The organism is Haematospirillum jordaniae (assembly GCF_001611975.1).
Lineage (GTDB): Bacteria > Pseudomonadota > Alphaproteobacteria > Rhodospirillales > Rhodospirillaceae > Haematospirillum > Haematospirillum jordaniae.
Genome location: NZ_CP014525.1, coordinates 1,015,717 through 1,029,206, shown reverse-complemented (window position 1 = coordinate 1,029,206; position 13,490 = coordinate 1,015,717). Strand labels below are relative to the sequence as shown.

Annotated in this window: 14 protein-coding genes; 7 read left to right on the top strand and 7 right to left on the bottom strand. The window is 57.4% G+C overall.

Annotation, left to right across the window (positions count from 1 at the left end):
* Positions 1 to 174: 174 nt before the first annotated feature.
* The 4 genes from AY555_RS04860 to AY555_RS04845 all read left to right on the top strand — a co-directional run bounded on the left by AY555_RS04860 (position 175) and on the right by AY555_RS04845 (position 2,843).
* Positions 175 to 549 carry an accessory factor UbiK family protein gene (locus AY555_RS04860; RefSeq protein WP_245176961.1) on the top strand — a complete coding sequence of 125 codons (375 nt, stop codon included), beginning with the start codon at positions 175 to 177 and terminating at the stop codon, positions 547 to 549.
* Positions 550 to 732: 183 nt separating this feature from the next.
* On the top strand, positions 733 to 1,242 hold the full coding sequence (locus AY555_RS04855; RefSeq protein ID WP_066134143.1) for a type III secretion system chaperone family protein: 510 nt from the start codon (positions 733 to 735) through the stop codon (positions 1,240 to 1,242).
* A gap of 82 nt (positions 1,243 to 1,324) precedes the next feature.
* Complete coding sequence (proC, locus tag AY555_RS04850; protein WP_167798440.1) at positions 1,325 to 2,194, top strand: pyrroline-5-carboxylate reductase; 870 nt, start codon at positions 1,325 to 1,327, stop codon at positions 2,192 to 2,194.
* A gap of 157 nt (positions 2,195 to 2,351) precedes the next feature.
* Positions 2,352 to 2,843 carry a phasin family protein gene (locus AY555_RS04845; RefSeq protein WP_082811864.1) on the top strand — a complete coding sequence of 164 codons (492 nt, stop codon included), beginning with the start codon at positions 2,352 to 2,354 and terminating at the stop codon, positions 2,841 to 2,843.
* 166 nt (positions 2,844 to 3,009) lie between these two features.
* Here AY555_RS04845 and AY555_RS04840 read toward each other — a convergent pair whose 3' ends face one another.
* The 6 genes from AY555_RS04840 to AY555_RS04815 form a co-directional block, all read right to left on the bottom strand.
* Complete coding sequence (locus tag AY555_RS04840) at positions 3,010 to 3,411, bottom strand: F0F1 ATP synthase subunit epsilon (RefSeq protein WP_066134140.1); 402 nt, start codon at positions 3,409 to 3,411, stop codon at positions 3,010 to 3,012.
* A 67-nt stretch (positions 3,412 to 3,478) separates the two neighbouring features.
* Positions 3,479 to 4,900 (bottom strand): F0F1 ATP synthase subunit beta, encoded by a 1,422-nt coding sequence (atpD, locus tag AY555_RS04835; RefSeq protein ID WP_066134137.1) that lies wholly within the window; start codon positions 4,898 to 4,900, stop codon positions 3,479 to 3,481.
* Between the two features lie 98 nt (positions 4,901 to 4,998).
* On the bottom strand, positions 4,999 to 5,892 hold the full coding sequence (locus AY555_RS04830; protein ID WP_066134135.1) for a F0F1 ATP synthase subunit gamma: 894 nt from the start codon (positions 5,890 to 5,892) through the stop codon (positions 4,999 to 5,001).
* Between the two features lie 114 nt (positions 5,893 to 6,006).
* A complete protein-coding gene (atpA, locus tag AY555_RS04825) occupies positions 6,007 to 7,542 on the bottom strand; it encodes a F0F1 ATP synthase subunit alpha (protein ID WP_066134133.1) in 1,536 nt (511 codons plus the stop codon).
* Positions 7,542 to 8,102, bottom strand: a complete 561-nt coding sequence (locus tag AY555_RS04820; RefSeq protein ID WP_066134130.1) for a F0F1 ATP synthase subunit delta — start codon at positions 8,100 to 8,102, stop codon at positions 7,542 to 7,544. Before AY555_RS04820 ends, atpA begins: the two co-directional genes overlap by 1 nt.
* A gap of 187 nt (positions 8,103 to 8,289) precedes the next feature.
* Positions 8,290 to 10,575, bottom strand: a complete 2,286-nt coding sequence (locus tag AY555_RS04815) for a primosomal protein N' (RefSeq protein ID WP_082811863.1) — start codon at positions 10,573 to 10,575, stop codon at positions 8,290 to 8,292.
* A 93-nt stretch (positions 10,576 to 10,668) separates the two neighbouring features.
* On the opposite strand from AY555_RS04815, the gene fsa reads away from it, so the two are divergent.
* Genes fsa through AY555_RS04800 form a run of 3 tightly spaced genes read left to right on the top strand, consistent with a single transcriptional unit; the run spans position 10,669 to position 12,950 of the window.
* Positions 10,669 to 11,331 (top strand): fructose-6-phosphate aldolase, encoded by a 663-nt coding sequence (gene fsa, locus AY555_RS04810; protein ID WP_066134128.1) that lies wholly within the window; start codon positions 10,669 to 10,671, stop codon positions 11,329 to 11,331.
* Between the two features lie 4 nt (positions 11,332 to 11,335).
* The gene (locus AY555_RS04805) at positions 11,336 to 12,025 is read left to right on the top strand and encodes a DUF484 family protein (protein ID WP_066134125.1); all 690 of its coding nucleotides are present in this window, start codon (positions 11,336 to 11,338) and stop codon (positions 12,023 to 12,025) included.
* Positions 12,018 to 12,950 carry a tyrosine recombinase XerC gene (locus AY555_RS04800; RefSeq protein ID WP_066134124.1) on the top strand — a complete coding sequence of 311 codons (933 nt, stop codon included), beginning with the start codon at positions 12,018 to 12,020 and terminating at the stop codon, positions 12,948 to 12,950. Before AY555_RS04805 ends, AY555_RS04800 begins: the two co-directional genes overlap by 8 nt.
* An 11-nt stretch (positions 12,951 to 12,961) precedes the next feature.
* Here the strand turns inward: AY555_RS04800 and AY555_RS04795 are convergent, their stop codons facing one another.
* A complete protein-coding gene (locus AY555_RS04795) occupies positions 12,962 to 13,459 on the bottom strand; it encodes a Dps family protein (RefSeq protein ID WP_066134121.1) in 498 nt (165 codons plus the stop codon).
* Positions 13,460 to 13,490: the final 31 nt, after the last annotated feature.

Genomic DNA, 13,490 nt, shown 5'->3' with positions numbered 1-13,490 from the left:
ATGTCGGATGCTATCCATCCCATACATACGACACACGGCGTGAAGTTCCGTATGAACCGTTATAGGCGGCGCATCGACAACCGGCAAGAACCATGCGGTCACAGTGCCTTCCCGGCAATGCCTGCAACATATTGCGACAAATGAACAGCCACTCCATAATGGAAATGTGGCGACATGGAAAAGCCATGCGACTACGTTCCGGAGGACTGTTCAATGCAAACCCGCAATCGCTTGTTTGATGATGTTGCCCGCGTTGCCGGGGGGGCACTTGGCGCCTTGTCCGGTCTGAGAGAGGAACTGGAAATCCTGGTCCGCAGCCGGGTCAATCGCATCCTCGCAGACATGGATCTAGTCAACCGCGAGGAATTCGAGGCCGTAAAGGCCATGGCAGCCCAGGCCCGGAACGATGCGGATGCCATGAAAAAGAAGCTGGCCGAGATGGAGCGGACACTACAGGGGACCTCTGCCCCAAAACATGGAGAGGCCATACCACACGGTGGCAAAAGCGCCAATCTAGGGCGGAAAGCGGGAGACAAAGCCAAGCCCTGAAGAGATATCCCCAACAGGTGGGGGGTCAGGCATATATTATCCACAGAATATTGAGTGCATGATGGGCTTATTGCTTGCGTGACACAGTATGCTCTGGCACGGTTCGGTTGTCGCCGGGTGGATCTGTGCATCCTGTCTTGAGAGATCAGGTCCACTGCATCCACGATCAGGGGAGATACCTGGATGCCCGCTATTGCTGCAGACGAACCGTTTACAGAAGACAGTATTGACCATCCCATCAACCGTATAGAACGTCTGGCAACCCGCAATGCTTGGATCTTCGAACGTAGAAGCGAGACCGAGGCCGCCGTCCAGATTCCGGGGCAATGGGGTTCGTGGTGCCTTTACCTTGTTCTGGCGCGTGAACTGGATGTGCTGCACCTTTCGTGTACATTTGACATGAAGATACCCGATGATGCCAAGGAACGGGTTCTCGAACTTCTTGTTCTGCTCAATGAGCGCTGCTGGATCGGTCACTTCACCATCTGGCTGGATGAAGGCATCCCCATGTTTCGCCATACCTTGCTGGCACCAGAACTGACCGTTACAGACAACACCGTAGAAGATATGATTGATATCGCCGTTGCTGAATGCGAACGGGTCTTTCCAGCCTTCCGTTTCGTTCTAGAAGAGGGTATGGATGCCCGGCGTGCCATCGATGCCTGCCTGTTTGATGTTGCAGGAGCAGCCTGACAGAACAGCATGCCTGCCGTGCCCAGTACTATACTCATAGGCAAAGCAAGCCATACAGCGCGCAGAGCATGGAGATATGTGTGTGCTTTCCCCATTGAAGCCTGTTGTCCTTTTCGGTTGTGGGAATATGGGACGGGCCATGCTCTCCGGGTGGCTACGCAACGGCTTTGACCCCGGTCACATACTCGTGATCGCCCGCAGGGGGCATGCGGATCTACCCGAAGGCACTCAGCATCCTGCTTTACGGGTCGTGCAGAATGTCGGTGATCTTCCCCGCACACTGAAAGCCTCGGCAGTTGTCTTTGCTGTCAAGCCAAGGGCGTTGGCTGGTGTCATGGGCTCATGCCGTTTCCTAGTCAACCCGGAAACCGTCTTTCTTTCCGTAGCAGCCGGCATATCCTTGAAAACTCTGCAAGACGGCCTTGGATCACAAGCACGCAGCGTGCGAGCCATGCCCAATACACCGACAGCCGTCGGGCGCGGGGTCACCGCCTTGTGCGCTGGTCCGGGCGTGGGCGAGGAACAAAAGAAGCTGTGCCATACTCTTGGCGAATCGACTGGACTGGCTGTCTGGCTTGATGACGAACACCTGATGGATGCCGTCACAGCCCTGTCCGGATCAGGCCCTGCCTATGTCTTTCACATGACAGAGGCACTGACAAAAGCTGGAGAGGCCCTTGGGCTTCCGCCCGGGTTGGCCACCGCCCTAGCCCGGCATACCGTATGTGGCTCCGGGGAATTGATGTACCAATCAGCGGACACAGCAGAACAGCTGCGCCAATACGTTACAAGCCCGGGCGGTACGACGGAAGCGGGATTGTCCGTCCTTATGCCGGAACTAACAGCTCTGATGACAAGAACCCTTCAAGCCGCAGCCGAACGAAGTGCGTATCTTGGGACAAAGGAATCCCACACTGATGCGATCAATAATAGTCATAACGCAGGGCAATAACACCTATAGCGATTTTTGCATTGCAGTATACGCTTGACCCCTATTCTGGCGTGCCGTACCATCCGGTATCGCAGCGCTTCGGGGCGGGTTGCTGGCATTGCCTGTTCCTATTGTCTCCGTGGCATCGGCCTCCTTGTACATAGGAAAGATCTGAGATATGGCGTACAAGACTGAAATGCCGTTCGATTTCGACGTAAGCCGCCTGATCGCCGACATGAAGGTACCGGGAATTGACGTAGATTCCATTGTTTCATCACAGAAGAAAAACATCGAGGCGCTGAACGCTGCCAATAAAATGGTTTTTGATGGTTTCCAGACCATCATGAAGCGCCAAGCCGAAATCCTGAGGCAAACTGTCGAGGACACCTCCGCCCTCTCTTCACGTCTGACAAGCGTGGATAACCCGGGGGATCAGTTTGTGCGCCAGACAGAACTGGCCAAGTCTGCCTTGGAGACCAATCTCGCCAACGCCCGCGAGCTGGTCGACATGATGACAAAGTCACAGAATGAGGTTCTCAATTTGCTGAGCGCCCGGATGTCACAATCCATGGACGAAATGAAAAGTATGATTGAGAAATCAGTGAAAAATGCCCCGGCAGGCGGCGGCAAGTCTTCATCAAAAACAGCCGCAAAAACAGCCGAACGCTGATCAATCGAACGCGCCACACATAAACCACTGTCGCAGCACGCGGCAGTGGTTTTGTTATGAGCAAACCACGACAATAGCCGTGCACGACACAGACGGCTCTTGGGATTATAAAACCCCGCCGGAGCAGCGGCGGGGTTATAAGGTCACACACTACGCTAGACAAAAATCAGGGCAAGGCATCAACAAGCGCTTGGGCAACTGTCACACTTCTACGAGCAGCAGCCGCTTCAGAGGGGGTTTCGGCCTCCTGCAGAACAGCAAGGGCAGACTGAAGCCGCGCCAAGGCGGCTTCACGGTCTATCTCATCAAGAGGAATAGCCTCTTCTGCCAGAAGCGTGCAGCGCTCCGCCGTCACCTCTGCAAAACCACCGGCAACAAAGATCTTGCGAACCGGGCTTGTACTACGATGAACTTCGACAACACCGGGGCGAACTGTCGACAGGAAAGGGGCGTGCTGCGGCATTGCACCGAAATTCCCCTCAACTCCCGGAACGACAACCATCTCCGCTGGCTCGGAAACCAAAAGACGGGCCGGAGAAACAAGTTCAAATTCAAGCGTTTCAGCCATAAGCACGTGGCTCCAAAGCAATCAGAACAAACCAGAGCAAGAACGCCTAGCACCAACCCGATACAGATCAGGCTGCAGCAGCCAGCTTCTTACCTTTTTCCACCGCTTCCTCAATGGTTCCAACCATATAGAAAGCCTGCTCCGGCAGGTGATCATAGTCACCATTAACGATACCACGGAATCCCTTAATGGTCTCTTCCAGTGCAACGAACACACCAGGAGTTCCCGTAAAGACTTCCGCAACGTGGAACGGCTGGGACAGGAAGCGCTGGATCTTGCGCGCCCGGGCAACAGTCAGCTTGTCATCTTCAGACAGCTCGTCCATGCCCAGAATCGCAATGATATCCTGCAGAGCTTTATAGGTCTGAAGAATTTCCTGAACACGACGGGCAACAGCGTAATGCTCTTCACCCACCACGCGCGGATCAAGGGCACGAGATGTAGAATCCAGAGGATCAACGGCCGGGAAAATAGCCTGCTCTGCAATGGCACGCGACAACACTGTTGTTGCATCAAGGTGAGCAAACGATGTGGCAGGCGCGGGGTCTGTCAGGTCATCGGCCGGAACATAGATTGCCTGAACCGACGTAATCGATCCCTTCTTCGTTGAAGTGATACGTTCCTGCAGAGCACCCATATCAGTCGCCAAGGTCGGTTGATATCCGACCGCTGACGGAATACGCCCGAGCAGAGCCGACACTTCGGAACCAGCCTGCGTAAAGCGGAAGATGTTATCCACGAAGAACAACACGTCCTGCCCTTCCTCATCACGGAAGTATTCCGCCTGAGTCAAACCTGACAGGGCAACACGGGCACGGGCTCCCGGAGGCTCGTTCATCTGGCCATACACCAAGGCCACCTTGGAATTGGAACCTTCCAAGTCAATAACCCCGGACTCAATCATTTCATGGTAAAGGTCGTTGCCTTCACGGGTACGTTCACCAACACCAGCAAAAACAGAATAACCACCATGGCCTTTGGCAACGTTGTTGATCAATTCCATGATCGTCACGGTCTTGCCAACGCCTGCGCCACCGAACAAACCAATCTTTCCACCCTTGGTATACGGAGCCAGCAGGTCAATAACCTTGATTCCGGTCACCAGAATTTCCGTATCCGTCGACTGCTCGACAAACGGCGGAGCCGAACGGTGGATTGGGGAACGACGGCTGGTCGGAATCGGGCCGCGCTCATCCACAGGCTCACCAATCACATTCATGATGCGGCCCAGCACTTCCTTCCCCACCGGGACAGAGATGGCACTGCCTGTATCACGGACTTCCTGACCACGTACCAGTCCCTCGCTTGAGTCCATTGCAATGGTGCGGACAATACCCTCACCAAGGTGCTGGGCTACTTCCAGGACCAGACGGTTCCCACGATTATCCGTCTCAAGTGCCGAAAGAATAGCGGGAAGATCACCGTCGAACTTCACGTCCACAACGGCGCCAGTAACCTGGCTAATAGTACCGACGTTTTTGTTCGCCATGGCTTGACGCTCCTGTTAGGCCGGTTGTTCAAAACCGGAAAGTCTCTGTTTATCACTGCATCCGGTAACCACATAACAGTACCGGCTGTTCCGGAATGCTAGATAGCCTCAGCACCGGAAATAATTTCGATCAGTTCCTTGGTGATCATCGCCTGACGGGTCCGGTTATAAACCAGCGTCAGCTTGTTGATCATATCACCGGCATTCCGTGTAGCATTGTCCATTGCACTCATCCGTGCGCCCTGCTCGGAAGCATCGCTTTCCAGAAGAGCCGAAAAAACCTGCATCGCCACATTACGTGGCAACAGGTCAGCCAGAATTTCCTCTTCACCTGGCTCATATTCGTAAACCGGACGAGCAACGCCGGAAACAGACGGTTCAGATGATGGAACCTCAGGCGGAGAGAACGGAACAAGCTGCTGCCGGGTCACTTCCTGCGAAATCGCAGAACGGAATTTGTTGTAAATCACCGTACAGACATCAAACTGGCCTGCATCAAACATGGAAAGGATGGTCTGCGCCACATCGTTTGCCGAGCCAAACTCGGCCCCACGACGGGTCATCCCCTCACGGGTGCCGATAATCAGGCCAGCATACTCACGGCGCAAAGCATCACGACCCTTGCGCCCGAGGCACAGAACCTTGACTGTCTTTCCCGAGGCGATCAAATCCCGGATCATGTTTCTGGCTGACCGCACGACGTTGGCATTGAAGCCACCACAAAGCCCGCGATCGGCCGTCATCAAGACCACAAGATGAACATCATCACGGCCAGTCCCTGCCAGAAGCTTCGGGGCACCAGAGGAACCAGCGACCGAAGCGGCCAGCCCCGCCAGCATGCGCCCCATACGCTCTGCATAGGGGCGACCGGCTTCTGCGGCATCCTGGGCACGACGTAATTTGGATGCCGCAACCATTTTCATGGCGCTCGTGATCTTCCGGGTATTCTTCACCGAGTTGATCCGAACGCGGAGGTCCTTGAGGCTAGCCATCGGCTGTCAGGCCTTCTTTCACTCGAAATACTCCCCAGCGATAACCGGGGCACTCCGTCTGGTTCAAACTACCTGTTCCCGACTGCACCGGGAACAGTACGCGACACCCTTGTCTCAAGCAGCAAAAGCTTTGGCAAAGCCATCTAGGAACGCAATCAACTTCGCTTCCGTTTCCTTGGAAATGGCCTTTTCGGAACGAATAGCTGCAATCATATCTGCGCCCTTGTTCCGCATCTCGGCCAACATCTCACGTTCATAGCGGTTGACAGCAGACACGGGCAGGGAATCCAGATAGCCGCGCGTACCGGCAAAGATTGAAACAACCTGCTCTTCAACCGGCATAGGGCTGAACTGGGGCTGTTTCAGAAGCTCGGTCAAGCGGGCACCACGGGCCAGAAGCTTCTGCGTTGCCGGATCCAGATCCGAGGCAAACTGGGCAAAAGCCGCCATTTCACGATACTGGGCCAGATCCATCTTGATGGTACCGGCAACCTGCTTCATTGCCTTGATCTGCGCTGCAGAACCAACGCGGGACACAGACAGACCAACGTTCACAGCCGGGCGGATACCCTTGAAGAAAAGGTCTGTTTCCAGGAAAATCTGGCCGTCTGTGATAGAGATCACGTTGGTCGGAATATAGGCCGAAACATCGTTTGCTTGGGTTTCAATAACTGGCAGCGCTGTCAGCGATCCCTTGCCTGCAGCATCACCAAGCTTTGCCGCACGCTCCAGAAGGCGGCTGTGCAGATAGAACACGTCGCCCGGATACGCTTCACGCCCGGGAGGACGGCGCAGCAGCAGCGACATCTGACGATAGGCAACTGCCTGCTTGGACAGGTCATCATAGAAGATAACCGCGTGCATGCCATTATCGCGGAAGTACTCACCCATGGTGCAGCCTGTATAGGGCGCCAGGAACTGCATGGGAGCCGGCTCGGAAGCGGTAGCGGCCACCACAATGGTGTAGTCCAGCGCGCCATGGTCTGCCAAGGTCTTCACAACCTGGGCAACCGTCGAACGCTTCTGACCAACTGCCACATAGATGCAGAACAGCTTTTCGCTGTCGTTGCGGGCCGCATCATTGACCTTCTTCTGGTTGAGAATGGTGTCGATGATAACTGCAGTCTTGCCGGTCTGGCGGTCCCCAATGATCAGTTCACGCTGGCCGCGCCCGATCGGGATCAGAGAATCAATGGCCTTCAGGCCGGTTTGCATCGGCTCGTGAACAGACTTGCGGGGAATAATGCCAGGAGCCTTGACGTCAGCCATGCTCCGCGACACATCGGGCAGAGCACCCTTGCCGTCAATGGGATTGCCCAAACCGTCGACCACACGACCCAGAAGACCCTTGCCAACTGGAACATCCACAATGGAGCTGGTACGGCGAACGGTATCCCCTTCACGGATCGAACGGTCATCACCAAAAACAACAACACCGACGTTGTCTGTTTCTAGGTTAAGAGCCATTCCCTTGATGCCGCCGGGAAACTCGACCATTTCACCCGCCTGGACCTTGTCCAGGCCATGAATGCGGGCAATACCGTCACCGACGGAGAGCACACGACCAACTTCGGCGGATTCAGCTTCGGTACCGAAGCTGGCAATCTGTTCCTTGAGGATAGCGGAAATTTCCGCGGCGCGGATTTCCATCACCCGACCCCTTTCATGGCAAGCTGAAGACGTTGCAGCTTTGTGCGAACGCTGTTGTCAACCATCCTTGACCCAATTCTTACGATCAGACCGCCAAGGATGGACGGATCAATTGTGGAGCGGACAGCAACGTCCTTGCCCACAGCCTGACGCAAGGCGGCAGACAGGGCTTGGGACTGGCTGTCGGAAAGCTTTCTGGCAGAAACGACCTCGGCCGTTACCTCGCCGCGCGCGGCGGACAGGCGCGCCAGATACGCCGCTATAATGCCGGACAGGGCCGGCAAGCGACGGTTTGTGGACAAGAGACCAAGAAAATGACGCGACAGTTCGGAAAGACCAACTTTCTCGGCCAGCGCGACAATACCCTTCCGGTGTTCCTTCCGGGTAACAACGGGAGAGGCGATCAGGCGCCTCAGGTCAGCGCTCTCATCAAGCATGGACTGGAACTGCCGCAAGTCTCCGGCCACCTGGTCAAGCACACCACGTTCCTTGGCAAGCTCATACAGCGCCAAGGCATATCGGTCTGCCAAACCTTTTGTTCCTGCAATTTCGGATGACACGTTCTGCTTGCCCCGGGAAAACAAAAGAATACAGGTGGATATAAATCTTCTGAAAGCTGTTTTTCAAACGTCTGGAAACCGGAGAAAGGATCAAGGCTCCCTCCGGCGCGGTTGGTTGGTAACATAACGCGTCCTGCGTTGCAAGCACCTGACGCCCACACATGCTGTCATACCCGGTACAATCCGCTCACAGAAAGCTGTACGGATCGACATCAATCTGGATCCGCACCCGCCCGGATACAGGAACACGGGAAAGCCATGACCGCACGATCGGCTGAATGCGCACACTGCGCGGTGCCTTCAGCAGCAAGCGCCAGCGGTGCAAACCTCTCAGCAAAGCCATGGGGGCCGGGGCAGGCCCCAGAACCTCGACCTCCGGCATAGACGGTGCCACCCGGGCCAAGGCGCGTGCCGCCTGTTCAACACGGGACGCATCCGGGCCGGAAACAATCAAGGCGGCCAAACGTCCGAAAGGCGGCATTCCCATCAAACGACGCCCCTCGGCCTCCGCTTCCAGAAACACCGCGGGGTCTCCTCCGGCCAGCGCCTGTAAAACAGGGTGGGAAGGCTGGAAGGTCTGGAGGAAAACCTTTCCCGGTCGATCACTGCGCCCGGCCCGGCCGGCAACCTGCGACAACATCTGATAGGTTCGCTCCGCCGCACGCAGATCACCACCAGACAAACCAAGATCAGCATCCACAACCCCGACAAGTGTCAGGAATGGAAAATGAAGCCCCTTTGCCAACACCTGCGTGCCAACCAGAATATCCACATCACGGTTCTGCACCTGCTGGACCAAAGACGCAATGGCGCGCGGCCCTGACAGCGTGTCGGATGCAACCAGCGCCATACGGGCATGAGGGAAGCGGCCCGCCACTTCCTCGGCAATCCGTTCAACGCCCGGGCCGCAGGCTGCAAAATCATCCGGAGCCTCACATGACGGGCAAAAGTCAGGACGGGCAACATAATATCCGCAATGGTGACATTGCAGGCGGGCGTGACGGCGATGCTCCACCAGCCACGCCGTACAATGCGGACATTGCAAACGATGCCCGCACGTCCGGCACAATGTCAGGGGGGCATAGCCACGACGGTTCAGGAACAGCAGCGCCTGCTCTCCCGCAGCAAGGGTCTGCTCCAAGGCATTCACCAAGGTTGGTGCCAGCCACGACGGACCCCACGCCCCCGGCTCGGGACGATCACGACGCACATCCAGAATATCAACGTCCGGCAGAACCGCTGCACCATGGCGGCTGCCCAGATGCACATGATCATAGCGCCGCTCCCGCCCGTTGATAACGGTCTCCAGAGATGGCGTCGCTGATGCGAGAATAACCGGAATGCCCGCCAGATGCGCACGGGCCACAGCCATGTCACGGCCGTGATAAACCACGCCATCTTCCTGCTTGAAAGCTGCCTCGTGCTCTTCATCCACAACGATCAGGCCCAGCTTGGCATACGGCAGGAACAGCCCAGACCTAGCCCCCACGATGACGGAGGCTGTCCCGTTGGCAACCGCGCGCCAGGTTCGTCGCCGGACAGCCGGAGAGAGATCGGAATGCCACTGCGACGGCAAGGCGCCAAAACGCGCCCGGAAACGCTCCAGCCATTGCGCGGTTAGGGTAATTTCCGGCAACAGGACCAGCACCTGCAAACCAGACCGCAGCGCAGAGGCAACGGCTTCAAAGTAAACCTCCGTCTTGCCGGATCCGGTCACGCCTTCAAGAATCGTACAGCGGTACCCATGCCCAACAGCATCCACCAAGCGGGATGCGGCACGCTCCTGCTCCGGCGACAGAACGGGGCCGACACAGGTCCCGTCCGGCATGGCATCAACGGGCGCACTATCGGCAACAGCCTGCAAAAGGCCGGCATCCGCAAGGCCACGCACAACTGATACGCTGACACCGGCAAGCCGGGCCATATCGGACAGGGATAGCGGAACAGCCTGCCCGGCCATGACATCACGCACCCGCAACCGGGCCGGCGTCATGCGAGGCATTTCCACACGGTCCGAACCATCATCAGCCCAGCGCCACACAGAACGGACAGGCCCTTCCTCCAGCGCATCGGCAACAGGCAAAACCATCTTCAGGACCGCGCCGGGGGACGCCATTGTCCAAGCCGCAACCCACTCCACAAAACGCCGCGAGACGGCAGGGATGCGGGGGGCATTCTCAAGCACCGCATCCACCGGCCGAATACGGGCGCGATCAAGCATGCCCGCCCCCGGCCCCCAGACAATGCCGCAAACCATCTTCCGCCCCAACGGAACCCGCACCGCAATGCCGGGCATCAGGGTCATGCCAGCTGGTACGCTGTAGTCATAGGGACCCTCTACAGGCAGTGGCAAAAGAACCGCCACAATGCTTCCTGCGACAAAACACGCGTCATCAGCCCCGCAGTCATCCGCAGGCAAACGCGGGGACAGGGGCGAAAGGACAATGTCTGGGGTGGGATTGGACTCCGGCATGGGCTACACTCTAACCGGACGGGCCCAAGGATACCATGCCTTCGTAAGCCTGAATTCCGATCCTGCGTATTCAGCCACAGAGATTCTCCTGCCATGAAATTCTTTCTTGATACCGCCGATGTTTCCGAAATTCGTGCCATGGCCGATATTGGCCTTGTCGATGGCGTGACCACAAACCCAACCTTGGTTGCCCGCTCGGGCCGCAAGTTTGTCGAAGTGGTGCGTGAGATCTGCGATCTTGTCCGTGGCCCGGTCAGCGCCGAAGTCACAGCGACCGACTTTGACACCATGATGCGCGAGGCAGAGGTTCTGCGCCGCATCTCCCCGAATGTAGCCGTCAAGGTTCCCCTGACAGCCGATGGGCTGAAGGCATGCCGTGCCATTACCGGCGACGGGGGCATGGTCAACGTCACACTGGTGTTCTCCGCTGCACAGGCCATTCTGGCCGCAAAGGCCGGGGCAACATTTGTATCCCCGTTTGTCGGACGGCTGGATGACCTGTCCCATGACGGGATGGCCCTGATCGATGACATTGCCACGATCTTCGCCAACTACCCTGCTATCCAGACCGAAATTCTAGCCGCATCGATTCGCTCGCCCCTGCATGTGGTCGACGCAGCCCGCATGGGTGCCCACGTGGCCACCATGCCCGCCAAGGTCATGGAGCAGATGATCAGCCACCCGCTGACACGCAGCGGCCTAGAAACCTTCCTGTCTGATTGGGCCAAGACCGGCCAGTCCATCCTGGAGGGCTAGGGTCATGACCCCCGGCACCCGAGATCCGGTTCCACAGCCCCTGTCACCTTCAGACGTGGAACTCTTCCTGAAGTCCAACCCGGATTTCCTGATGGAGCGACCGGAGCTGATGGCATCCCTGCTGCCGGACCGTGATCTTGGGGCCGGAGTGGTTGATTTCCAGGCACGTGCCCTCAAAGCCCTGCGCACAGAGGCTGACGAGCTTCGGGCAGGAGCCCGGGAGGTCATACACACAGCGCGCGAAAACATGAGCCTGCAGAACGCAACCCACCAAGCCGTTGTGGCGCTTCTGGGGGCTGAAAGCCTGCAAGACCTTATGATTGTCCTGACCCAGGATGTCCCCATGATGGTGCACGTGGATCTGGCGGCCATGATCTGTGAGCCGGGCCTGCCCCTTCCCTTTGCCAGTCAGATCACCCAGGTTCCGCATGGTCAAATTGCCCGACTGCTGGGGGATAGTGACGTACGTCTGCGTCCTTTCTGCGGAACCGGAGCGGCCCTGTATGGTGAAGCATCGGCCTTGATCCGCTCCGACGCGCTGGTGCGCTTGCGGCATTCCGGCCATCCCCCCGCGGTTCTGGCCTTGGCCAGCCGGGACACGGGAAACTTTGAACCCGGACAGGGAACCGAACTTCTGGTTTTCTTGGCCACCGTCCTTGACTTCTGCCTGATACGCTGGCTGACCCGTGACTGATCTCCACACCTGTACCGCCGCCGACCTGCACCACGCCATTGATGAATGGCGCAGCTGGCTGTCTGCAGAACGACGCTGCAGCGCACATACGCTGGATGCCTACACCCGCGACCTAGCCACTTTTCTGAACTTTCTTGTTCATTTTCACGGCACCGTCCCTGACCTGCCGACCCTGGCAGAGATGAAAGGCGCGGACTTCCGGGCCTTTCTGGCCGCACGAACACAGGAAGGCCTGTCACGCCCCTCGCTGGCGCGCGGGCTGTCAACGTTACGCAACTTTTTCCGCTTCCTGGACCGGGCGGGTTTTTGCAGCAACCCGGCTTTGAAAACCGTCCGCACCCCCCGCCAACCACAACATCTCCCCCGCCCTTTGAGCGAAGATGCCGCGCTGGAAGCCATTGCAAGCGCATCAGCCCTGCACGATGAACCATGGTTGGCAGCCCGAGACACCGCTCTACTTCTTCTTCTGTACGGATGCGGCCTGCGCCTAGGGGAAGCCCTTGGCCTGATGGTCAGCCAAAGCCCAGCTTCGGACAGTATGGTGATCACCGGCAAAGGCAAACGGCAAAGGGTCGTCCCCGTGTTGCCGATGATCCGGGAAGCCATTCTGGAGTATCGCAGCGCATGCCCATGGCCGGAATACCCGAACCGCCCCCTGTTCCTAGGAACACGAGGTAAGGCCCTGAACCCGGGCGTTGTACAGCGCCAAGTACGGCGGTTACGGGTACTGCTCAACCTTGATGAAAACGCAACACCGCACGCCCTGCGTCACAGCTTTGCCACACACCTTCTGGCCGGCGGAGGAGACCTGCGCACTATCCAGGAACTTCTGGGTCACGCCTCGCTCAGCACAACACAGCGCTACACCGCTGTAGATGACAGTCGCCTTCTGGAGGTGCATCGCTCCGCGCACCCCCGGGCCTGAAAACAGAAAGCCTAGGCCAGCATGGAGCGCAGCATCCAGGCCGTCTTTTCGTGCACCTGAAGCCGCTGGGTCAGCAAGTCTGTTGTTGATTCGTCACGGGCATCTTCCGCCAAGGGAAAAACATCCCGCGCCGTGCGGGCAACAGCCTCGTGCCCTTTCACAAGCTGGGCAATCATATCCTCGGCTGCGGGCACGCCGGTCTCTTCCTTCAGGGACGTCAGAGCCGAAAACTGCTTGTACGAACCAGGCGCATAAACCCCAAGGGCGCGAATGCGTTCTGCCACCAGATCAACAGCCAAGGCCAGTTCATTGTACTGGGTTTCAAACATCATATGCAGGGTATTGAACATCGGACCAGTAACATTCCAGTGGAAATTATGGGTCTTGATGTAAAGTGTGTAGGTATCAGCCAGAAGACGGGAAAGACCATCAGCAATCTTCAGTCTCTGTTTTTCGGGAATACCGATATCAATTTTTGTTGCCGGTGCAGAAGCCGTCTTGCGGGACATGCGGTTTTCCTTTCGCCATGCAGGGAAAGAC